24 protein-coding genes and 2 pseudogenes are annotated in these 21,125 nt (G+C 71.6%); 19 read left to right on the top strand and 7 right to left on the bottom strand.

Annotation, left to right across the window (positions count from 1 at the left end):
• Positions 1–29 precede the first annotated feature (29 nt).
• Both AC07DS_RS30410 and AC07DS_RS30405 read left to right on the top strand, forming a co-directional pair.
• Complete coding sequence (locus AC07DS_RS30410; protein ID WP_145875861.1) at positions 30–317, top strand: DUF1416 domain-containing protein; 288 nt, start codon at positions 30–32, stop codon at positions 315–317.
• 89 nt (positions 318–406) lie between these two features.
• Positions 407–670 (top strand): DUF3099 domain-containing protein, encoded by a 264-nt coding sequence (locus AC07DS_RS30405; RefSeq protein ID WP_145875863.1) that lies wholly within the window; start codon positions 407–409, stop codon positions 668–670.
• 10 nt (positions 671–680) lie between these two features.
• Here AC07DS_RS30405 and AC07DS_RS30400 read toward each other — a convergent pair whose 3' ends face one another.
• On the bottom strand, positions 681–1,043 hold the full coding sequence (locus tag AC07DS_RS30400; protein ID WP_479150408.1) for a DsrE family protein: 363 nt from the start codon (positions 1,041–1,043) through the stop codon (positions 681–683).
• A 102-nt stretch (positions 1,044–1,145) separates the two neighbouring features.
• On the opposite strand from AC07DS_RS30400, the gene AC07DS_RS30395 reads away from it, so the two are divergent.
• The 6 genes from AC07DS_RS30395 (at position 1,146) to ygfZ (ending at position 5,778) form a co-directional block, all read left to right on the top strand.
• Entirely contained in the window at positions 1,146–1,898 is a 753-nt protein-coding gene (locus tag AC07DS_RS30395) for a hypothetical protein (RefSeq protein ID WP_479150406.1), read from the top strand.
• On the top strand, positions 1,895–2,662 hold the full coding sequence (locus AC07DS_RS30390; RefSeq protein WP_479150404.1) for a hypothetical protein: 768 nt from the start codon (positions 1,895–1,897) through the stop codon (positions 2,660–2,662). The genes AC07DS_RS30395 and AC07DS_RS30390 overlap by 4 nt, the downstream gene beginning before the upstream one ends.
• The gene (locus AC07DS_RS30385) at positions 2,659–3,528 is read left to right on the top strand and encodes a hypothetical protein (RefSeq protein ID WP_479150402.1); all 870 of its coding nucleotides are present in this window, start codon (positions 2,659–2,661) and stop codon (positions 3,526–3,528) included. The genes AC07DS_RS30390 and AC07DS_RS30385 overlap by 4 nt, the downstream gene beginning before the upstream one ends.
• 228 nt (positions 3,529–3,756) lie before the next feature.
• The gene (locus AC07DS_RS30380) at positions 3,757–4,332 is read left to right on the top strand and encodes a heme-binding beta-barrel domain-containing protein (RefSeq protein WP_145875869.1); all 576 of its coding nucleotides are present in this window, start codon (positions 3,757–3,759) and stop codon (positions 4,330–4,332) included.
• 32 nt (positions 4,333–4,364) lie between these two features.
• Positions 4,365–4,802, top strand: coding sequence for a Fur family transcriptional regulator (locus AC07DS_RS30375; protein ID WP_145875871.1), 438 nt, complete (start codon positions 4,365–4,367; stop codon positions 4,800–4,802).
• A gap of 10 nt (positions 4,803–4,812) precedes the next feature.
• On the top strand, positions 4,813–5,778 hold the full coding sequence (ygfZ, locus tag AC07DS_RS30370) for a CAF17-like 4Fe-4S cluster assembly/insertion protein YgfZ (protein WP_479150398.1): 966 nt from the start codon (positions 4,813–4,815) through the stop codon (positions 5,776–5,778).
• Positions 5,779–5,822: 44 nt separating this feature from the next.
• On the opposite strand, the gene dtd is transcribed toward ygfZ, so the two are convergent.
• Positions 5,823–6,248 (bottom strand): D-aminoacyl-tRNA deacylase, encoded by a 426-nt coding sequence (dtd, locus tag AC07DS_RS30365; RefSeq protein WP_479150396.1) that lies wholly within the window; start codon positions 6,246–6,248, stop codon positions 5,823–5,825.
• A 159-nt stretch (positions 6,249–6,407) separates the two neighbouring features.
• Here dtd and AC07DS_RS30360 point away from each other — a divergent pair, with 159 nt between their 5' ends.
• The 3 genes from AC07DS_RS30360 (at position 6,408) to AC07DS_RS30350 (ending at position 9,507) form a co-directional block, all read left to right on the top strand.
• The gene (locus AC07DS_RS30360) at positions 6,408–6,998 is read left to right on the top strand and encodes an RsiG family protein (protein WP_479150394.1); all 591 of its coding nucleotides are present in this window, start codon (positions 6,408–6,410) and stop codon (positions 6,996–6,998) included.
• 58 nt (positions 6,999–7,056) lie between these two features.
• Positions 7,057–8,295: a GNAT family N-acetyltransferase gene (locus AC07DS_RS30355; protein ID WP_479150392.1), complete on the top strand. Its 1,239-nt coding sequence runs from the start codon at positions 7,057–7,059 to the stop codon at positions 8,293–8,295.
• A gap of 303 nt (positions 8,296–8,598) precedes the next feature.
• On the top strand, positions 8,599–9,507 hold the full coding sequence (locus AC07DS_RS30350; RefSeq protein WP_479150390.1) for a FadR/GntR family transcriptional regulator: 909 nt from the start codon (positions 8,599–8,601) through the stop codon (positions 9,505–9,507).
• 13 nt (positions 9,508–9,520) lie between these two features.
• Here the strand turns inward: AC07DS_RS30350 and AC07DS_RS30345 are convergent, their stop codons facing one another.
• A complete protein-coding gene (locus tag AC07DS_RS30345; protein WP_145875882.1) occupies positions 9,521–9,709 on the bottom strand; it encodes a hypothetical protein in 189 nt (62 codons plus the stop codon).
• A 130-nt stretch (positions 9,710–9,839) separates the two neighbouring features.
• Between AC07DS_RS30345 and AC07DS_RS30340 the strand changes: the two genes are divergently transcribed.
• The 4 genes and pseudogenes from AC07DS_RS30340 to AC07DS_RS30325 all read left to right on the top strand — a co-directional run.
• The gene (locus AC07DS_RS30340; RefSeq protein WP_479150389.1) at positions 9,840–10,718 is read left to right on the top strand and encodes a winged helix-turn-helix domain-containing protein; all 879 of its coding nucleotides are present in this window, start codon (positions 9,840–9,842) and stop codon (positions 10,716–10,718) included.
• Positions 10,718–11,455 (top strand): HAD family hydrolase, encoded by a 738-nt coding sequence (locus AC07DS_RS30335; protein ID WP_479150387.1) that lies wholly within the window; start codon positions 10,718–10,720, stop codon positions 11,453–11,455. Before AC07DS_RS30340 ends, AC07DS_RS30335 begins: the two co-directional genes overlap by 1 nt.
• 86 nt (positions 11,456–11,541) lie before the next feature.
• The gene (locus tag AC07DS_RS30330; RefSeq protein ID WP_479150385.1) at positions 11,542–13,818 is read left to right on the top strand and encodes a phosphotransferase family protein; all 2,277 of its coding nucleotides are present in this window, start codon (positions 11,542–11,544) and stop codon (positions 13,816–13,818) included.
• A 9-nt stretch (positions 13,819–13,827) separates the two neighbouring features.
• Positions 13,828–13,983 (top strand): annotated as a pseudogene (locus AC07DS_RS30325) (TetR family transcriptional regulator); the annotation flags it as partial.
• Between the two features lie 122 nt (positions 13,984–14,105).
• On the opposite strand, the pseudogene AC07DS_RS30320 reads toward AC07DS_RS30325, so the two are convergent.
• Together AC07DS_RS30320 and AC07DS_RS30315 are read right to left on the bottom strand one after the other, a co-directional pair.
• Positions 14,106–14,650 (bottom strand): annotated as a pseudogene (locus tag AC07DS_RS30320) (IS200/IS605 family accessory protein TnpB-related protein); the annotation flags it as partial.
• Positions 14,651–14,887: 237 nt separating this feature from the next.
• A complete protein-coding gene (locus AC07DS_RS30315) occupies positions 14,888–15,730 on the bottom strand; it encodes a nitroreductase family deazaflavin-dependent oxidoreductase (RefSeq protein WP_479150383.1) in 843 nt (280 codons plus the stop codon).
• A 159-nt stretch (positions 15,731–15,889) separates the two neighbouring features.
• On the opposite strand from AC07DS_RS30315, the gene AC07DS_RS30310 reads away from it, so the two are divergent.
• The gene (locus AC07DS_RS30310; RefSeq protein ID WP_479150381.1) at positions 15,890–16,513 is read left to right on the top strand and encodes an RraA family protein; all 624 of its coding nucleotides are present in this window, start codon (positions 15,890–15,892) and stop codon (positions 16,511–16,513) included.
• Between the two features lie 12 nt (positions 16,514–16,525).
• A complete protein-coding gene (locus AC07DS_RS30305; protein WP_479150380.1) occupies positions 16,526–17,011 on the top strand; it encodes an HAD domain-containing protein in 486 nt (161 codons plus the stop codon).
• Positions 17,012–17,030: 19 nt separating this feature from the next.
• Here the strand turns inward: AC07DS_RS30305 and AC07DS_RS30300 are convergent, their stop codons facing one another.
• Positions 17,031–17,813 (bottom strand): helix-turn-helix domain-containing protein, encoded by a 783-nt coding sequence (locus AC07DS_RS30300; RefSeq protein WP_479150379.1) that lies wholly within the window; start codon positions 17,811–17,813, stop codon positions 17,031–17,033.
• Positions 17,814–18,044: 231 nt separating this feature from the next.
• Between AC07DS_RS30300 and AC07DS_RS30295 the strand changes: the two genes are divergently transcribed.
• Both AC07DS_RS30295 and AC07DS_RS30290 read left to right on the top strand, forming a co-directional pair.
• Entirely contained in the window at positions 18,045–18,710 is a 666-nt protein-coding gene (locus AC07DS_RS30295) for a DUF4097 family beta strand repeat-containing protein (RefSeq protein ID WP_479150377.1), read from the top strand.
• A gap of 169 nt (positions 18,711–18,879) precedes the next feature.
• Positions 18,880–20,283, top strand: a complete 1,404-nt coding sequence (locus AC07DS_RS30290; RefSeq protein WP_479150375.1) for an MFS transporter — start codon at positions 18,880–18,882, stop codon at positions 20,281–20,283.
• Here the strand turns inward: AC07DS_RS30290 and AC07DS_RS30285 are convergent.
• Positions 20,207–21,103 carry an RNA polymerase sigma-70 factor gene (locus AC07DS_RS30285; protein ID WP_479150373.1) on the bottom strand — a complete coding sequence of 299 codons (897 nt, stop codon included), beginning with the start codon at positions 21,101–21,103 and terminating at the stop codon, positions 20,207–20,209. The genes AC07DS_RS30290 and AC07DS_RS30285 overlap by 77 nt on opposite strands.
• Positions 21,104–21,125: the final 22 nt, after the last annotated feature.

Here is a 21,125-nt window from a genome sequence, read left to right as displayed (position 1 = left end):
CTTCTGGTCAGACCCCTCAGGAGAAAGACATGTGTGGAGCGAAGGCCGGCGGCCCCGACGCCTCGACGATCAAGCCCGGTGAGACCACGATCCAGGGTCAGGTGACCCGCGACGGCGAGCCGGTGACCGGCTACGTCCGTCTGCTGGACTCGACCGGCGAGTTCACCGCGGAGGTCCCCACCTCCGCCACGGGACAGTTCCGCTTCTACGCGGCCGAGGGCACCTGGACCCTGCGTGCCCTCGTCCCCGGCGCCACCGCCGACCGCACGGTCGTGGCCCAGAAGGGCGGCCTCGCGGAGGTCGCGATCGCGGTCTGAGCAACCTCAGAACCGGCCGAAGGGCCGCACCCCCCGGGTTGGACGCCTGGGGTGCGGCCCTTCGGCCTGTCCGGACCTACCCTGGAACCGTGCTCTCGAGGCGACGTCATCTGTACTTCGCCATGATGGGGACCTGCATCGGTCTCTTCGTCCTGGCGTGGGCGGTCGTGCGCCTCTGGTCGATCCCCGCGGCGGTCGGCATGTGCGTGGTCGCCATGGTCATCCCGCCCGTGGCCGCGATGGTGGCCAACCGGCGCGGCCCCGAGGACCGCTGGTGGGACGACCCCTCGGGGGACCCGCAGTCCGACGAGTGGTGGGACGAGCTGGACGGGAAGAAGCGGCCCAGGTCGTGAGACGGGCTGCTCAGTAGACGAGCGCCTGTGTTCCGTCCCCCAGCGCCTCCTGCACGAAGACCTGCGCGCCCGCGATCTGTACGCCCTCCAGGACGTCCTTCTCGGTGATCTCGCGCCGGGCGGCGCACTGCGTGCACAGCGTGACGCGGCCGGCCGCGAGGATCGAGTCGATCAGGTCCGGCAGCGGCGCCGCGTGCGGCAGCTCGAACTCGGCGGCCCGCCCCGGCAGCGCGAACCAGGACGACTCCCCGGTCAGCCACAACGAGACCTCGACCCCGCTGGCCACGGCCACCGCCGCCACCGTGAACGCCTGTGAGCAGCGCTCGGGTGCGTCGGCCCCGGCGGTCACCTTGATCACGAGCTTCTTCGCCATGGCCGAATCGTAATCCCTTCCCCTGCAACTACATGCGCATGCCATGAGTCTCCTGTGCGCGCGGATGACGGAATCCACGCTTCCCGTGATCAGGGAGACGTCTTGGAAGCAACAGAAGAGAGATCCGGCGCGCCGGACGCGCCGGTCGTGCCGGATGCGTCCGACCCGTCCCGGCCCCGCCGGCGCGGCCGTACGCCCCGGCTGGTCGGTGCGGCCGCCCTGCTCGGTGTGGTCGCCGGCACCTGCGCGGGGTATCTCGTGCAGGCCGACCGCGAGCCCTCGAAGCTGCCGTCGCTCTCCCAGCCGGTGATCGAGCAGGCCAAGGGCGAGGTCGAACCGCTCTCGGCCGCGCAGGACCGCAAGGTCAGGACCGACCAAGACCTGCGCAAGCTGCTGCTGGCGAAGCCGCGCGGCACGCGGGCGGCGGACTGGCTGCCCCGGGACGGCTGGATGGACCTGGCCGCGTACGCCGGCGACTACACCGACGCGGGCGCGAAGTTCAGCTCGCTCGTCACGGACCAGTTCCGCCGGGCGGCCGTCACCGGCTGGCGGGTCGGCCACGCGTACAGCGTGGAGATCCGGCTGGTCCAGTACCGCCAGGAGGACTCCATGGCGGCTGCCGACTCCAGCCACAACCTCCAGGACGACGCGGAGTCCGTGTCGCCGACCGACAGCTGGAGCATCCCCGGCACCGGGGACGGCAGGGCGTACGTGCACAACCACGCGCCGCTCTACAGCGCCGAGGCACATGCCTGGCGCGGGGACATAGCGATGGAGATCTGGGCCTACAGCTCCGAGCCGATCACCAAGAAGACGATCACGGACCTGGCCGAGCGGCAGATGGAGCGGCTGTGACCGAGAACCAGAACGAGCCCCGCCGCCGGGGCCGGGTCGCCGCCGTCGTCGGTTCCGTGCTGCTGGCCGGGGCCGTCGTCGCCGGGGTCGGCTGCACCGTCGTGACCGTGCAGGGCGCCGACCGCGACGCGGGTGCTCCCGCGTGGAAGTTCCCCAGGGCCAAGGCCGACCGGGACCGGGCGGAGTCGCGCAAGGGGCTCGCCGGCATGCTCGTGCCGTACGGGACCGACAACTGGACCCGCGGCCCCGACATCGGACAGTTCGGTGCCGACGCGCAGCTGAGCGGCGCGCAGGCCACCGCCCTGCGCAAGGAGTCGGTGAGCAGCCTGCCGCGGTCCCTGCGCAAGCGGATGGAGCAGCAGATCGACCGGCAGCACCTCAAGGGCATGGCGATGCGCAGCTACTACAGCGACCAGTCCAAGGCCTACCTGTGGAACGAGCAGATCTACTCGGTGAACATCGTGCTTGCCGAGATGGAGGACACGGCCGCGGTGCGCTCCGCCTCCAGGCTCCAGAACACGTTCCTCGACACCCTGGGCGTCCTGCGCGCGGGCCCGGAGATCAAGGGCCACGAGAACGCCAAGTGCTTCCGCTCGCCCAAGGCCTCCGACGACGACCTCGGCATGATGCTGTGCTCCGGCTATGTCGGCGACATCCTGGTCAACGCCACCGCGTACGGCCCGAAGTCGCTCGACGCCGACGGAGTCGCGAAGCTCATGACCACCCAACTCGACCGCATCGCCGAACCGGGGAAGGCCGTATGAGCGAGCAGGAGACAACCGTCCCCCCGGAGCAGCCCGTGGCACCGGTCCTCCCCGCGGCCGCCGCCGAGGCCGGGGCCGGGCTCCTGGCTCCGGTCGGCGGCAAGGACCGCCGCGCCCTGCGGGCCGTGCTGCGCTGGACCGCGGCCGTCGCGGTCTTCGCGGTGGCCGGGGCGGGAACGGCGTACGGGATCACCCGGATGGACCGGACGGACGTCCCCGGACTGGCCACCGCCTCGGACGGCCGCTGGGACTACCCGGAGCTGACCAGGCCGCCGCTGCCCTCCGGCAGCCCCGGGCCGTTCGCCGACGCGAACCCGGCCGGCGCCCACTACGCCGACCTGCGCGCCCTGCTCCTGCCCGCGCCCGAGGGCGCGAAGGAGGACAGGGCGCTGCGCGGCTCGGACGGCTGGCTGGCGACGAAGGACTACCTGGCGGAGTACGCCGTCAAGGAGGAGCGGGACGAGCTGCGGCAGAAGCTGGTCGACAACGGCCTGCGGCACATCGCGGCCCGCGGCTGGACCACCCCGGACGGCACCCGGACCCGTGTCTACCTGCTGCAGTTCGGCACGGCGAACGTCGTGGACAACCAGTTCGCGAGCGACAACGTCGCCTACGGCACCCCGGCCTACCAGGTGCGCGGCTCCGGCGCGGCCGTCTTCGACGAGGGCTTCCCCGAGCGGGCCGCCGTCTCCGGGGTCGAGCGCACCACCTACGTCGAGTCGAAGCCGTACGGCGCCGAGCAGGTCCGGCAGGCCTACGTCGCCGCCGGGGACGTCTTCGCGGTGATCCTGCAGTCCCGGAAGGGGACCGCACCCGCCGTTCCGTTCCAGCAGACGGTCGTCCTGCAGAGCCAGCTGCTCGGCTGATCCCGAAGGGACGCCGGAGGGCGTACCTGACCGGGAGCTCCGGGCCCCGGACGCGTAAGCTGGGGCCCGGCTCTGTCGTACGCCCACCCTCGCTCAAGGAGCACCCGTGGAGATGTTCTTCGAAACCCTGCTGGTCCTGGTCTGCGTCGGCGTCCTCGCCTTCGCCGGGCTGACCGTGAAGAAGCTGTACCAGGGCCAGCGCTGACCCCCACCTAGGAACTGCCGCTCATGATCGAGATCCCGTCCGACCTCCACAAGGACCTGGTTCCCCTCGCCTTCCTGCTCGGGAACTGGGCCGGTGCTGGCGTCCACGACTTCCCCGGCTCGGAGAAGTGCAACTTCGGCCAGGAGGTCACCTTCACCCACGACGGCCGGGACTTCCTGGAGTACCGCTCCCACACCTGGGTGCTGGACAACGACGGGAACAAGGTCCGTCCGCTGGAGTCGGAGTCCGGCTTCTGGCGGATCGACGCGGGCCGCAAGGTCGAGGTCACGATGACCCGCGACGACGGTGTCATCGAGATCTGGTACGGCGAGCTGGCCGACAAGAAGCCCCAGATCGACCTGGTCACGGACGCCGTGGCGCGTACGGCCGCCTCGCAGCCCTACACCGGCGGCAAGCGCCTGTACGGCTACGTCAAGAGCGACCTCATGTGGGTCGGCGAGAAGCAGACCCCCGAGGTCGAGCTGCGCCCCTACATGTCGGCGCACCTGAAGAAGGTCGTCACCCCGGAGGAGGTCGAGCGCTGGGCCAAGGCCCTCCCGGACGACCTGCCCGACGACGGCATCGCGTTCTTCAAGTAGGCCTTGCACCGGGTGGCTCTAGACTTTCCAGTGTGGTGAGCACCGACTGGAAGAGCGACCTCAGGCAGCGCGGCTACCGGCTGACGCCGCAGCGGCAACTCGTGCTCGAAGCCGTGGACACCCTTGAGCACGCGACCCCCGACGACATCCTCGGTGAAGTGAGGAAGACCGCGTCGGGGGTCAACATTTCCACCGTGTACCGCACGCTGGAGCTGCTGGAGGAGCTGGGCCTGGTCAGCCACGCCCACCTCGGCCACGGTGCGCCCACGTACCACCTCGCCGACCGCCACCACCATCTGCACCTGGTGTGCCGCGACTGCGAGAACGTCATCGAGGCGGACGTGGACGTGGCCGCGGAGTTCACGGCCAAGCTGCGGGGGCAGTTCGGCTTCGACACCGACATGAAGCACTTCGCGATCTTCGGCCGCTGCCAGGACTGTTCGCTCAAGGGTTCAAGTACCAAGTCGTAGGCTTACCCGTATGAAGAGCCCTCTGCTGTCCCTGCCCGGCGCCGTCCCCGCCGAGGGTGTGGACGAAGGCGTCGCCGCCCACTACGGCGACCTGTTCCGCGAGCAGCGTGCCCTCGCCGACGGCACCGGATTCGTCGACCTCTCCCACCGCGGGGTGGTCACCGTGACCGGTGAGGACCGCCTCAGCTGGCTGCATCTCCTGCTCACCCAGCACGTCAGCGATCTGCCCGCGGGCGAGGCCACCGAGGCACTGATCCTCTCCGCGCACGGCCACATCGAGCACGCGCTGTATCTGGTGGACGACGGGACGACGGTCTGGGCCCATGTGGAGCCCGGCACCCAGGAGGCGCTGCTCGCGTACCTGGAGTCGATGAAGTTCTTCTACCGGGTCGACGTCGCCGACCGCACCGACGACTTCGCGGTCGTCGGCCTGCCGGCCGGCTCGATCGCCGAGGTGCCGGACGGTGTCGTCGTACGCGAGACGGCGTACGGCCGTGACCTCTTCCTGCCCCGTGCCGACCTGGAGTCCTTCGCCGCCGCTGCCGGCCCCGCCGCCGGTCTGCTGGCCCACGAGGCGCTGCGCGTCGAGCACCACCGGCCCCGCGTCGGCTTCGAGACCGACCACCGCACGATCCCGCACGAGCTGGGCTGGATCGGCACCGCGGTCCACCTCCAGAAGGGCTGTTACCGCGGCCAGGAGACGGTGGCCCGCGTGCAGAACCTGGGCAAGCCGCCGCGCCGTCTGGTCTTCCTGCACCTGGACGGCAGCGAGGTCCACCTGCCGGTCCACGGCACCGAGATCCACCTCGCGGACGAGGGCCCCGACGGCCGCAGGATCGGCTTCGTGACGACGTCGGTACGCCACCACGAACTGGGCCCGATCGCCCTGGCCCTGGTGAAGCGCAACGTCCCGACCGACGCGAGGCTCCTGGCCGGAGACACGGCCGCCGCGCAGGAGGTCGTGGTCGAGCCGTAGCTCACCCCCCCTGTGGAGGTGCAGCGCCGCCGGTTTTCGCGGCGCTAGATCTCCAGCAGCACCGTGAACGGGCCGTCATTTGTCAACGACACCCGCATCCGGGCCCCGAAGCGGCCCGTCGCCACCGTCGCGCCCAGGGCGCGCAGCCGGGCGACGACCTCGTCGACCAGGGGCTCGGCGACGTCGCCGGGGGCCGCCGCGTTCCAGGTGGGGCGGCGGCCCTTGCGGGCGTCGCCGTAGAGGGTGAACTGGCTGATGACGAGCAGCGGGGCGTCGATGTCCGAGCAGGACTTCTCGTCGTGCAGCATGCGGATCGACCAGAGCTTGCGGGCCAGTTGGGCCGCCTTCTCCTTGGTGTCCTCGTGGGTCACCCCCACCAGGACACACAGGCCCTCGCCCTCGATCGCGCCCACCGTCTCGCCGTCCACGACGACACTCGCGCCGTCCACTCTCTGCACCACCGCACGCATGCGCACCATCATGCCGGGTGCCCGGGACACGGTCACAGGCGGTCCATTATTGCTCCTTAAGCCCCCATCTGGGGCCGTTCGGGGGCACTCGGTCACATAGTGGCCACTTGGGGTGGCACGATGCTTCCACACGCCGGTCGAGGGGACGGTCACACGCACATGAGCACACCGATTACCGGGCGGCTGGAGACGCACCGGCCGCCCGCGCAGCGCGGCGACGGCCCGTCCGGCCCGTCGCTGCCGGCGGAGCCGCCCGAGCACGACCTGGCCCGGCTGAGCCTGCCCGAACTGCGCGTCCTGCGCCGTGACGCGCAGCGCGACGAGGCGGACCTCAGCTATGTGCGGCGGCTGCTGCAGGGCCGGATCGACATCCTGCGCGCGGAACTGGCCCGGCGCGGCCGGGCGTCCGTGCCGGCGCCCGCGGACGCCTCCGTGGTGGAGCGGCTCCCGGAGATCCTCACCGACGCCCCGGCCAGGCAGCGCTCCTCGGCCCGTCATGTCACGCTCGGCACCCCGCACAACGAGGAGTACCGGCTGCTGGCCGCGGAGATGCTCGGCGAGGTCGAGCTGTCGGACCTCGAGGCCCGCACCGACCTGGAACTGACCACCGCCATGGGCCGCCTGGTCCGCTACGAGCAGGAGGTCTCCCGGCGCCGCCAGCGCCTGCAGCGCGTCACCGACGACTGCAGCGGGGAGATCGCCCGTCGGTACCGGGAGGGCGAGGCGCAGGTGGACGACCTGCTGATGTGAGTGGTGGCGGGCTGAAATTGGGGCGACACGCCGTCCGGAGGATGCCTACGGTGGCTCCATGACCGACGTACGCACCGTCTCCGAGGCCGACTTCGAGGGCTGGCTGCGCGCCCTGAACACCGGGTTCCTGCGAGAACCGGGGCCGAACGCGGACCAGATCGAGGCCCACCGGCGGCAGTGCGTGTCCTCCCGCGTGCTCGGTGCCTTCGACGGCGACCGCTGCGTGGCGACCTTCCGCTCCTTCGCCCAGGAAGTCACCGCGGTGGGTGGCGCGTTCGTCCCCGCGAACGCCATCTCCAACGTCACGGTCACCCCGACCCACCGCCGCCGAGGCCTGCTGACCCGCATGATGAGCCGGGACCTCGCGGCGGCGAAGGAGCGTGGAGACGTCGTCGCCACCCTGATCGCGGCGGAGTACCCGATCTACGGCCGCTACGGTTTCGGTCCGGCGACCTGGACGACCCAGTGGACCGTCGAGGTGCCCCGGACGGGTCTCGACCCGCGCTGGTCCGGCCCCGAGGACGGCGGCCGGATCGACCTGGTGGACGGCGAGGACCTCCGTAAGCTCGGCCCGGAGCTGCACGAGCGGGTCCGCCGTGCCCAGCCCGGTGCGGTCAGCCGGGACGAGCTGTGGTGGCAGAAGATCACCGGCACCGTGCTCTTCGTCAAGGACTGGACCGAGCCGTTCTTCGCCGCGTACCGCTCCGCCTCCGGCGAGGTCGAGGGCCTGGTGTCGTACCGGTCGGACGACAACTGGCACGACAAGCAGCCGCACAACACCGCCGACGTCAGCTGGCTGCTCGCCACGACCCCCGCGGCCGAGCGCGCCCTGTGGCGGTACCTGTGCTCGATCGACTGGATCACCAAGGTCAAGAGCGGCTGGCGTGGTCCGGACGACCTGCTGCCGTTCTTCCTGCCCGACCCGCGCGCCGCCAGGATCACCGATCACTCGGACTGGCTGTGGGTGCGGATCCTGGACGTCGTACGGGCCCTGGAGGCGCGGACGTACGAAGGGACCGGCTCGCTGGTGCTGGAGGTCGTGGACCCGGGAGGACCGGCCGGGGGCCGGTTCCGGCTGGAGGCCTCTCCGGAGGGTGCGTCCTGCACTCCGGCGGGCGGCGCCGCCGTCGATCTCACGCTGCCGGTGGCCGAGTTGGCCACGGTCTGGCTCGGGGACGAGTCCCTGCTGCGGCTCGCGGCGCTCGGCCGGGTCAGGGAAGAACGAGAGGGCGCCGCCCGGAAGGCCGACGCCCTGTTTCGCACGTCCGGGCGACCGTGGTGCCCGGACATCTTCTGAGGCTCCCCTCGTCCGGCCGACGCTGACTGTGCATCCGTAGCTGGCTGTTCAGTTGTGGCTGTGCCATGACCTTGTTCAGTTGTGGCTGTGCCGGCTGTTCAGTTGTGACTGTGCGCTCCGGTGGCCGCCCCCTGCCCGGGCTCCCGGCTCCCCTCCGGAAGGGAGCCCGGTCGGCCAACCACTGGGGAAGCTCGACCATGTTGTTCAAGTTGGCTACCAACTTCACTGTACTTATCTCCGCTTGGATGCGGCTCATAACCACCTTTCTGTGAACTGCCGCAAGATGGCGGGAAGTTGTAGTGTTTGTTCGTGGACCCGGAACACGCCTCCGCCAGTGAACGGAAGAGGCCACAACGGTCACGCACGTCACATCGCGAGGTGGCCGACGAACTGCGCGCCCGGATCCGTTCCGGTGTGCTGCGCCCGGGCCAGCGCATGCCCACCCAGGCCAAGCTGGCGGACGAGTTCGGCGTGGAGCGCGGTGCCGTACGGGAGGCCCTGCGCATCCTGCACTCGGAGCGCCTGCTCACCAATGTGTCCAAGGGCAGCCCCGCCACCGTGGCCGCGCCCGAGGGGCACGTCCGTCCCGTGACCGTCCCGGCGGTGCCGCAGCCCACCATGGCGGGCCTCGCCCCGCGCATCGCGGCCGCCTTCGCCGCCCCGCACGTCGAGATAGACGCCCTCTGCCTGACCTCGGTCTCGCTCACGCTGGCCCTGGGCGTCGCGCTGCGCCAGATCCATGCCGGGAAGCTGAAACCGGCCAAGATCGATGTCCGGGTGCTGCTGCCCAGCCGGGACATCGACCTCGCCTTCCCGGCGCCGGTGGACGCCGCCGACGGCGCCCTGCTGCACCGGCGCTGGCTGTCCCAGCGCAACGCCCAGGGCCAGGTGCTGCGCCACAACCTGGAGGCATTGCGCACCACGCACCGCATCGACGTGCGTGTCTCCTTCCGCGCGCTGCCGTTCACGCCGCCGGTCAAGCTGTATCTGCTCAACGGGTCCGCGGCGCTGTTCGCGTACTACACGCTCAGCCGCCGCGAACGGGAGATCGACCACGAGCAGCTGCAGCTCTACGACGCGGAGGGCACGCGGTCGCTGCTGTTCGCCTTCGAACAGGGCGGCGACCCGCGCGACACCACGTTCGTGGAGCAGTCCCACCTGTGGTTCAACGCGCTGTGGGAGACGATCAGTTCGGAGCTTGTGCTGAGGTAGCGAAGGCCCGCGATCAGAGGGCGGGACCAGCGAGGAGCACCGCGAGCAGCACGGCTCCGGCGGAGCTGACCGCGGGGCTCTTGGCCTTGATGCCGACGGAGAGCAGGAGCAGGCCGACGATGCCGGCGGCGCCGTACTTCCACTGGACGAGCTGTTCGAAGCCGACGACGAAGGCGGCGCAGAGGAGTGCGAGGACGGGCATGGTGGTTCCCCCTTTCGGCCTGCCAACTCGACAAAGTTGGCAACCAACTTTAATTATGTTGTCCCCACTTGGTCGCTACTCGCAAACAACTTCGGAACAACTCCCCTTAGATGGATCAGGGTTGTAGCGTTTGGTTGTGACCCAGGAGAACGTGGCAGTGAACGGCAGCAGAAGGCTCACGCCCCGCGAGATCGCCGACATCCTGCGGGAACGCATCCGCACCGGCGACCTGAAGACGGGCGAGCGCCTGCCCACCCAGGCCGAGCTGGCCGAGGAGTTCGGGGTGGAGCGCGGTGCCGTACGCCAGGCCATCCGGGCACTGGCGGAGGACGGTCTGCTCAGCAACGTCAGCAAGGGCAGCCCCCCGCGCATCGCCGAGCCGGCCCCCGCCCACGACGAGCCCCAGCCGACGATGGTGGGCCTCGCCCCCCGGCTGACCGAGGCATTCTCCGCGCCGCACGTGCGTATCGACGCGGCCTGCCTGACCGCGCAGTCCCTGATCCCCGCCCTGGGCGAGCCCCTGCGCCTGATCCACGAGGGCCGCCTGCGCCCCGACCGGATCGACGTCCGCATCCTGCTGCCGTCCCGTGACATCAACCTCGCCTTCCCGGTCTCCGTCGACGCCCGCCCCGACGACGACACCGTGCACCAGCGCTGGCTGGCGATGCGCAATGCCCAGGGCCAGGTCCTGCAGTACAACCTCCAGGCCCTGCGCTCCACCCACGACATCGACGTGCACGTCACCTTCCGGGCCCTGCCGTTCACCCCGCCGGCCAAGCTGTACCTGCTCAACGGGTCCGAGGCGCTGTACGCGTACTACATGATCACGCGCCGGGAGGAGCCGACGGAGAGGGGAATGCTGGAGATGTACGACACCGTCGGCTCCGAGTCCCTGCTCTTCTCCTTCGAGAAGCGGGCCGGTCAGCGGGACGCGGCGTTCGTCGCGCAATCCCAGAAGTGGTTCGACGCCCTCTGGGAAACCATCACGACGGACCTGACACTCTCCTAGTGACTTCTGATGCGACTCCTGATGCGAACGAGATCGAGAAGCTACGAGAACTGATCACAGCTGCGCGGGTCGTCCTGTGGGACTTCGACGGGCCGATCTGCCGCCTGTTCGCCAGGCACAAGGCGGCGCGCGTGGCTGCCGAGCTGGTGGAGTGGCTCGAGCTGCAGGGCCTGCGCGGGCTGCTCACCGACACCGAGCGGGACACGCTGGACCCGCAGGTAGTGCTGCGCGCCGTGGACCGCAGGCACCCGGGCAGCGACCTCGTCGCCGAAGTGGAGGAACGGCTCACCCAGGAGGAGCTGCGGGCCGCCGCCTCCGCCCTGCCGACCGCCTACGCCGACCCGCTGATCCGCACCTGGACGGCCGTCGGATCCCGCCTGGCCATCACCACCAACAACTCGCCCCGGGTGGTCCGGGCCTACCTCGAGAAACGCGGTCTCGACGGCTGCTTCGCCCCGCACGTCTACGGCCGCACCCAGGACCTGCACCTCCTCAAGCCGGACCCGCACTGCCTCAACCGCGCCCTGAGCGGGACGGGCGCCCCGCCCGCCAAGGCCCTGATGATCGGCGACACCCCCTCCGACCTGCTGGCGGCCCGTGAGGCGGGCGTTCCGTTCCTGGGCTACGCGCGTCATGAGGGGAAGGAGAAACTCCTGAGGGCGGCGGGGGCCGAGCGTGTCGTGCGGTCGCTGGAGCCCTTGCTGCTGTTGCTCCGGAGGGTGCGGTCCGTGCGCTAGCATGCCGAACCATCTGTGGGGAGTTAGCGTTTCCCCGACCCGTTCGTCCCCCTCCAGCGCAGCGCGATCGAACCCCGGAGCGGCCCGTGGGCGCACCACCCGTCCCCCGCGACATGACCGGGAGGCGCGCCGGCCGGGTTCTGCCCCGCTCCGTGTGCCAGGAATTCCTGGCGCGGGCCGTCGCGACCGGGCGGGCGAGCGGAGGTTTCCACCACCAGAACTACGTGCTGTCGCTGGACGGGCCGATGGCCCGGCTGATCGGACGTCAGCCGGGGACCACCGTGACCGTGCGGGTGCGGCGCGCGGGCGCCCTGCCCGTGGTGATCCGGACCTGGCAGAACGAGGCGGCGGTCCTGCGCGCCGTCCGGGGTGTCCTGCCCGGCGTGCCCGAGTGCCTGGCCGAGGGAGACGGCTTCGCCGTCCACAGCCATGTGGACGGCGTGCCGCTCTCCAGTGTCTGCGGCGACGGAAAGCCCGTCGACGGCCTGCTGGTCAGGGCCCTGGCGGGCCTGCTAGCCGAGACGGCCCAGGTGCGCAGCAGCGCCGCGCTGCCGCCCCTGCCCGCGCTGTGGCCCCGGAACTTCAGCGACGGCCAGGGCTTTCTGCGGGCCCTGGCCGGCATGGCCGACCTGCAGATCCGGCAGCCCAACCGGGCCTGCTTCGGCGGCCTGTTCGCCGCCCTGGGCATCCCCGAGGACGCCCTGGTCCGGCTGGCCGAGCGGGTCCCGGTCATGACCCGCCGGCCCTACAGCCTGCTCCACGCCGACCTGCACCGCGACAACGTGATCATGCCCCGCGGCGGCACCTCGCCCCTGGTCCGCGTCGACTGGGAGCTGGCGAGTTACGGCGACCCGCTGCACGACCTCGCCACCCACCTGGTCCGGATGCGCTACCCGGACCACCAGCGGGACGAGGTGGTCGAGGCGTGGGCGTGCGCCATGCGCGAGGTCCGTCCCGCGGCCGTCAACGGTGTGACCAGGGACCTGCGTCACTACGTCGCGTTCGAGCAGGCCCAGTCGGTGTACCCGGACGTGATGCGGGCCGCGACGTCCCTGGACGAGTCCTTCGACCAGGAGGGCCTGGACGGGGCGACGGCCCGGGTCCGGCGCGCCCTGGAGGCGGCGGCCGCGCCGCTGCGCCTCGCCCATGTGCCCGGGGAGCGGGAGATCGAGCGGATCCTGTTCCGCTGGCGGGCGTCCGTGCGGCCCGGCGTGCGGACGGCGACCGGCGGCGGGGCGCCGCACGTGCCCGCGGTCCGGGCGATCGACTGGACGCCGGACCGGCGCGTTCCCGAGCACCCCGACTTTCCCCACCGGGCCGTCGCCGACGCCCTGTTGCTGGAGGGCGCGGCCCCGGCCGACCGGGTCTTCAAGGGCACCGCGCACCTCAACACGGTGCTCCGGGTGCCCGGCACCCCGTTCCCCGTCGTGGTCCGCCGCAAGGCCGTGAACGTGACCCGGCGCGAACGCAGTTTCCTCAGCGAGCACGCCGTGCTCAGGGCGATCGAGCGGTCCGGGGCGGCGGTGGCCGCGCCCCGGGTGCTGGCGCTGGGCGAGAGCCACTCGATGGACCGCTCCGGCATCCGGACGTACTCCGGGGACCGCTTTGCCGTGCACACCTACGAGGGCCCGGGCGACCCCGGCCGGGGGCCCGTCCACCCGGTGGGCGGCCTGCTCCCGCACGAGGCGGACGATCTCGTCGACCAACTGGCCGCGCTCACCGGGGTCGACTACACCGAGATCGACCCGGTCGCGGGCCAGGGCGGCTTCTACGGCTGGCTCAGCGAGCAGCTGGTGGCACTGGTCGCGGGTCTGCCCAAGGCGTCCCAGCAGCTGGCCCGCTTCCTCGGCCTGCCCGACGCGCCGAGGCTGCGCGAGATCCTCGCCCGGCACCAGGTCACCCCCCGCGCCCCGGCCCTGCTGCACGGCGACCTCAACCCCTGGAACCTGGTGCGCCGTGACGACCGCCCGGCCCTGACCGTCATCGACTGGGAGATGGCCCTGGTCGGCGACCCGCTGTACGAGCTGGTCCGGCACATGCACCTCACCCCCACCCGGCCGGAGATCCGGGACCGTATGTTCCGCCGCTGGGAGACCCGTCTGCCCGCGCGGTACACCCACGAGTGGCGGCGGGACTGGCGGGTGTACCGGTGGGTCGAGATCGTCCGCTCGGCCTACGTCGACCTCGACCGCCTGGTCACCGGCGCGAGTCTGGACGCCCCCAACGTCCGCCGCGCGGTGGAGTCGTACGCGATGACCCTGGCGGCGGCCACCGCCTCCCTGGGCCTGTCGTCCCGGCACCGAACCAGCCCTTATCTCACCGGTGCCCTGGCCTGGCCGACCCGCCCGGACGGTGCTGCGTAGGCTCCTCCCATGGAAGAGATGGGCCTGCGCGAGCGCAAGAAGCGGCGGATGTACCAGGACGTGTCGGACACCGCCGTGGCGCTGTTCCTGGAGCGTGGCTTCGACGCCGTGTCGGTCGCGGAGGTGGCCGCCGCGGCCGGGATCTCCAAGCCGACCGTTCTTAGAGACTGAGCGGGAGTGAGTCCTGGTGCCAGGGCTCATGCTCAGCCGTGTGCCCCGAACGGTGTTGGGCACACTGGTCCCCCGCTTTCTCGCCGTATCCGGTGCGCACGGATCGTGTCCGTGGGCCGACTGTTCAGCAGCCGCTTCCCGCCCCGCACCACGCCCACCCGACCGGCCTCCCGGTCGGCCCGCTCGCACTCCAGCCGCTCGGCAAGCACACACAGTCGGCGGGACTTCGCATGCCACTCCTGGCGGGTGCGGTATCCGCCCGGGGTCCGCTTGGTCCCCGGCTCGCCCACCGGCAGCGACAGCCGGTGCGCGATCGTGCGGACAGCGGCCTCAAGGCTCTGGATGTGCGCCGACTGGGCACGCCGGGCCAGCGCCCACTGATCGTGCGTGGCCTTCGTGATCGACCCGGCCCAGCGCGAGGAGGACTCCCCGGTCAGGGCACGCTTGCGCACGGCCCACGCATCCGGGTCGTGATCCAGACCGGCAGCACACCGCGCCCGCAGATCCCGCCCGGCCAGCGCACCGAGATGATCGCCGACCAGCCTGAGCACCTCCTCGTCCCCGGGCGTCAGGCGCTTGAGCCGGGTACGGACGGCGACACCGGACGGGCCGAGAGCAACGAACGATGTCGCAGGTTCGCGCAGCCCGCTCATCTCCCCACCCCACTGCCTGGTGCTCGATGTCGAATGAACCCGTCAGCACACCCAACGAACGCTATCCGTCAAGGTCACGCATTCGATGCAGGAACTCCCGTTCCCCGAACGTCGTGCGTGCGGCAGACATAGCGCTCACCGGCCGCCGTCGCCGAGGCGGAGGAGCGCGGCGCGCACCGGCTGTACGTCGTGCTCACGCGGGCGGTGTCCCGGCTGGACGTCGTACACGCGCGGCCGCTGCCGTTCTAGCCGCCGAGTGCGGGCATCAACTGCTCTTCCTCGTAGGCCAGATGCGCCTCCAGCGCGGCTGTCAGCCGGTCCACCTCGGCACGGGCCGCGGCCGGGTCGGCACGCTCGCCGGAGACCGCCCGGCGCAACTGCTCCACGAGGTCCGCGATACGCCCGTGCTCCCGCTCCAGCCGCTCCAGGACGGGCGCGAGGTGCGGATGACGGCCGGCGAGGAACGGGAACAGGGCCGTGTCCTCGCCGGTGTGGTGGTTGTGCAGCCCCGCGCACAGGGTGAGGCAGTTGACGCGGAGCTGGGCGCCGAGCACGGCGCCGTCGCCCGCCGCCATCTCCTTCCGGATCAGGGCGAGTTCACGCCGGAACATGTCGTGGACGAGCCGCATCGCCTCGCCGGGGGAGTCCGCGGCGATGTCCGGCGGACCGCCCTGCGCGATCCGGTGCAGCGCGACGACGGGTATCACCCGGCTGCCCGCCTTCTCCTGGTACGCCTGCCAGCCCGGGTCGGCCTCCACCGCCCGCGCGAAGGCCCGGTCGCGCTCCTCGCCGGTGAGCACCTCGGCACGGGCCCGGTAGGTGAACACCCCGCTCTCGACGGTCGCTTCGGGACGGGCGAGCAGGTTGCGGTACCAGTCCGGGTGGCGGGGCGAGCCCCCGGCCGAGGCGATGACGAGAATCCGCTCGCCGCCGTCGGCGAGACAGCCGACCGGGGTGGTGTGCGGGGTGCCGGTGCGGGCACCGGTGGTGGTGAGCAGGACGAGCCGGGCGCCTTCGAAGTAGCCGCTCATGCGGCCGTGATGGGCGCGGAACTCATCGATGATGTTCTGGTTGAAAGGGTTGGGCACTCGGGTTTTTCCTTCTCTGCGGCTGACGACTGGTCTCGGTGCGCAGAGAAAGCGGCGGGCTCCTGGCCCGCGCGGACCTCACTCAGAGGCCGGGCACCCAACTCGCTCACGGCACAAGGCCGACCCGGCAGTCATGGCAGGGACGCTACCGTCCCTCTCATGACGGACGCCACCGAGTTCCAGGACATCCCCACCACGACCCTGGCCGACCTGCTCGGCCACGACCAGGTCATGGACATCGGCATACGGTCGCTGTGGGCGCCGGTGCCGCGGATCGCCGGACCGGCGTTCACCGTGAGCTGCCCGCCCGGCGACAACCTGATGCTGCACGCCGCGATCCACCGCGCGGAGCCCGGCTCGGTGATCGTCGTGGAGTCCGGGGACCTGGACTGGGCGCTCGCCGGCGGAAACGTCTGCGCGGTGGCCCGCCGGCGCGGGGTCGCGGCCCTCGTCGCCGACGGTCTGATCCGCGACCTCGCCGAAGTGCGCGAGCTGGGCTTCCCGGTCTTCGCCCGGGGCGTGATCCCGATCCCGGGAGCCAAGAAGGCCGTACGGCCGCTGAACGAGCCCGTGCGCTGCGGGGGCGTACGGATCGAGGCCGGGGACGTGGTCGTGGCCGACGAGGAGGGCGTGGTCGCCGTACCGGCAGCCCGCCGGGCGGAGATCCTCCGGGCCGCGCGGGCGAAGCTGGCCGAGGAGGCGGCGGAGAGCCTGGACGACTGGGAGAAGGCGCACCGTGCCCGGATCGACGCCCTCCTCGCCGAGCGGGGCTTCGAGGGCTGATCCTGGTCGGTGATGCTGCTCTTCCTCGACGTCGACGGTCCGCTCATCCCGTTCGGGGCGGCCGACCGCACCTACCCGGTGTACGACAGCGGCCGGTGCCTGCCGCCGGACGCCGCCGGGCACCCGCTGCTGAACCGCGTCGACCCCGCGCTCGGCGGCCGGCTCGCGGGGCTGGGCTGCGAGCTGGTGTGGGCCACGACCTGGATGGACGACGCCAACACCTGCCTGGCCCCCTGGCTGGGCCTGCCCCTGCTGCCGGTCGTGGAGTGGCCCGACGAGGACGAGCCGCCGACCCTGCTGCACTGGAAGACCCGCCCCCTGGTCGCCTGGGCGGCCGGCCGGCCCTTCGTCTGGATCGACGACGAACTCACCGGGGCCGACCGCTCCTGGGTCGCCGTCCATCACTCCGGTCCGGCCCTCCTCCACCGCGTCGACCACCGCTACGGCCTGACGGAGGGCGACTTCGAGGCGGTACGGGAGTGGCTAGGCAACACCTGAAGGTGTCCGCGGCCGTCCGTCAGTGATCGGTGCCTTGCCCGGCAGTGCCGCCCGCGGCGGGCTCGGGCTTCGGATCCTCGGGCTTCGGATGCTCGGGCTTCGCGTAGAGGATGTCGCGGGCCTGCTCCGCGGCGCGGATCATGCTCTCGGCGACGAAGTCGACGAAGCGGGCGATGTTCTCGAGGCGGACGGCGGCCGGGGTGTCGCGGCCGACGATGCCGACGCCCTGCCGTGCGGTCTCGGCGAGCTGGGCGTTGGACCGGGCAGCGGCGATCATCCCCTGGTAGAAGACGTCGGTGTCGACGACGTAGCGCTCGCGGCGGCGTTCGTCGCGTTCCCGGCGGATGAGGCCCTGGCCCGCGAGGAACGTGACCGCCTTGGAGACGGACGCCGGGCTGACCTGGAGGCGCTGCACGAGCTCGGACGCGGTGAGGCTGCCCTCGTCGGTGGTGTAGAGGCAGGTCAGTACCCGGGACATCATCTTGGGCAGGCCCTGTTGCATGAGGAGGGTGGTGAACGCCTCCTCGTACTCGCGCACGGCCTCGGCGTCGCGTCCGTGGGCCTGCGGGGGTGTCTTCGAGTTCCGGGGCGTGGACTGCCTGCGGCGGTGGGCGCGGTGTTCGGTGGCGCGGTGGGCGAGGTCGGCGCGGTAGGCGGTGGGGCCGCCGTTGCGCATGACTTCACGCGTGACGGTCGAGGTCGGGCGGTCGAGGCCTCTGGCGATCTCCGCGTAGGCGAGGCCGTCGGCCAGTCCCAGCGCGATCTGCTGGCGTTCCTGCTGGGTGAGCCTGCCTCCCGGCATCGCGGTCTCCTCTGCGCTCTCTCCTGGTTCCCGGCGTCTCCAGCATAGCGTTCACCCTCAATCCATTGCAACGAATCAAGGTGCCATGTTGCGTTAGATTCAAAGTCGTTGCAACGATTTTATGTACTTCACCTGCGACGATGGCAATCTTGCGCAACGGGTATGTTGCCGAATCCTCGAACGCAACGTAGCTTTTCCGTCATCGGAAACAATGAGTCGAAGGAGAGAACGATGCAGAAGTTCGACACCGCCACCCCGGTGACCGCCGTCCTCGACATCCCCGCCGGACGCATCCAGTTCATCGGCGCCGACCGGGCCGACACCACGGTCGAGGTCCTGCCTGCCGACGCCGCCAGGAGCCGCGACGTGAAGGCGGCGGAGCAGATCGAGGTCACCTACAGCGACGGCGTCCTGCGGATCGCGGCCCGGGAGGCGAAGAACCAGCTCTTCGGCCCCTCCGGATCCGTCGAGGTGACGGTCCAGCTGCCCGCCGGCTCCCGTGTCGAGGCCAAGGCCGCCAGTGCCGAGCTCCGCGGCGTCGGCCGCCTCGGCGACGTCGCCTTCGAAGGCGCATACCGCCAGATCAAGATCGACGAGGCCGCGAGCGTCCGCCTCACCGCGGTCGACGGCGATGTCGAGATCGGCCGGCTGGGCGGCTCCGCGGAGATCAGCACCCCAAGGGGCGACATCCGGATCGCCGAGGCCGTGCGCGGCACGGTCGTGCTCCGCACCCAGTCCGGTGACATCGAGGTCGGCGCCGCCGCCGGCGTCTCGGCCGCCCTGGACGCCGACACCGCCTACGGCCGCATCAGCAACTCCCTCAAGAACGACGGCACCACCGAACTCGACATCCGGGCCACCACCTCCCACGGCGACATCACGGCCCGCAGCCTGTAGGTCTCCAACTCCGCTGTTACCGTGGGCCCGTGCCGGAATCAGACAGGGTGCGCCGTCGCTGAGAGCGACGGCGCACAACCCCAGGTCTCGCCGTCGCTCCTGACCCCTTGGCCAGGAGCGCCTTCGTGGCGCTCGGATCTCCCTGTTCCGGAGCGCACCCATGTTCCCCTTGTCTGTTCGTCAGCGTCGTCGGGTCCTTGTGGCCGACCTCGTCTCCACGGCCGTGTTCCCCCTCGCCATCACCGGCGCGACGGCCGCCGTCCCCGATGCGACGGCCCAGCTGCCGGGCGGGGCGGCCCTGGGTCCGTGGCTCGTCCTCGCCTACAACGGGCTCTTCGCCGCGGCCCTGTTGCTGGCGGGAGCGGCGGCCGACCGCAGCGCCCGCACCCGCTTCTTCGCCGTCGGCAACCTGGTCGTCGCGGCCACCGGGGTCCTCTCCGCCCTCGCTCCCGACCTGCCGTCCCTGGTGGCACTGCGCGCGGTCGGCGGTGTCGGGGCGGCGATGTGTGCCGCCGGCGGATCGTCGATGGTCCTGGCCGTGTACCCGCCCGAGGAACGGCGCCGGGTGTACGGCTACGCAGGCGCCGTGCTGGGCAGCAGCCTGGCGCTGGGGCCGGTCGTCGCCCAGGGGCTCATGGCTGTCGGAGGCTGGCGGCTCGTTTTCGTCGTGCCGGGCGCGCTCGCCGCCGTCGCGGCCCTGGCCACGCCCGGACTGCCGGGCCTGCGCGACCCCGAGCCGGCCGAGAGCTTCGACCGGGCCGGCGCCGTCCTGTTCGGGGTGACCGTCGCCGCCGCGGTGACCGCGCTCGGGCTGGGCTTCGGGTCCGGTGTCCCGTGGTGGGGGCCGGCCGTGCTCGTCCTGGTCGCGGCGGCCTGCGCCACCGGACTCGTCCGCGTGGAGCGGCGCGCTCCCGACCCCGCGATACCCGTTGACCTGCTGCGCATCCCCGCCTATCGCGCGTACGCCGTGGCGACGGGCGCCTTCATGGGGATGCTCGTGGTGGGACTGACCGTGCTTCCTCGGCTCGGCTCCGCCCAGCACATGGGCCGGGGCGAGGCAGCGGTCATGCTCAGCCTGCTGACCGTGCCGTCGACGGTCCTTCCGCTGCTCGCCGCGCGGCTCGCGCGCCGACTGGCCCGGCCGCTGGTGACCACCGCCCTGTTCGCCTGCGCGGTCACCGCGGCCGTCCTCCAGACGACCGATCGTCCCGCGGCCCTTCTCGCCGCGGCCGCGGTGGTCGGTCTGTGCCTCGGGCTGACCGAGGGGGTCCCGGACGGGCAGGCGCTCAGGTACGTGCCCGCCCGGCGCGGAGGGGCCGGTGCCGCACTGTTCAGCACGACGCGGATGAGCCTGGAGACCCTCACCCTGGCGGCTGCCAACGGGGTGATGGCGGCTCTCGGCCCCGCCTGCGGCCTGGCGGTCGCCGGAGCCGTGTGCCTGACCGCCGCCCTCGTGGTCCGCAAGTCCGTCCCCTCGCGCGGCGACCGCGCCTCGGTCAGCGCAGGGTCAGCGAGGTCTCGGACTCGACGCGGGTCAGCTTCTCCGGATTGCGCACGTAGTAGAGGCCGGTGATGCGGGCGTCCTCCATGCGGACGGCCATGACGCCGTCGATCTCGCCGTCGAGCCGGAGGACGAGTGCCGGGCTGCCGTTGACCACCGTGAGCTCGGTGGTGATCGTGGCCGTGTGCCTGCCGGCGCCGCCGACGATGAAGCGGGCCACCTTGTCCGCGCCGACGACCGGCCGCACCGCGGCCTGCTTGATACCGCCGCCGTCGCTGACCAGGACGACCTCGGGAGCGAGCACGTCGAGGAAGCCCTGCAGGTCCCCGGTGTCGAGCGCGTGCCGGAACGACTCCAGAGCCGCCCGGGCCCGGCTCGCGGACACCACCTCGCGCGGGCGGCGGGCGTCGACGTGCCGGCGGGCGCGGTGCGCGATCTGGCGGACGGCCGCAGGGGTCTTGTCGACGGCGGCCGCGATCTCGTCGTAGCCGACGTCGAAGACCTCGCGCAGCACGAACACGGCGCGTTCCGTCGGCGACAGTGTCTCCAGGACGAGCATCAGCGCCATCGACACGCTCTCGGCCAGCTCGACGTCCTGGGCCACGTCCGGCGCGGTGAGCAGCGGCTCCGGCAGCCACGGGCCGACATACGCCTCCTTGCGGCGCGACATGGTGCGCAGCCGGTTGAGCGACTGCCGGGTCGTGATCCGTACCAGGTAGGCGCGCTGGTCGCGCACCTGCTCCAGGTCGACCTCGACCCAGCGCAGCCAGGTCTCCTGGAGGACGTCCTCCGCGTCGGCGGCCGATCCGAGCATCTCGTAGGCGACGGTGAAGAGCAGGTTGCGGTGGGCGGCGAAAGCCTCGGTCGCCGGGTCCGTGGCGTGGTCGCTCATGTCTTGATCCCCCTCGTTCGCC

The organism is Streptomyces sp. NPDC044064 (assembly GCF_056434245.1).
Note: the sequence above shows the minus strand (reverse complement) of the source record. Positions and strands in the feature narration are given on the sequence as shown.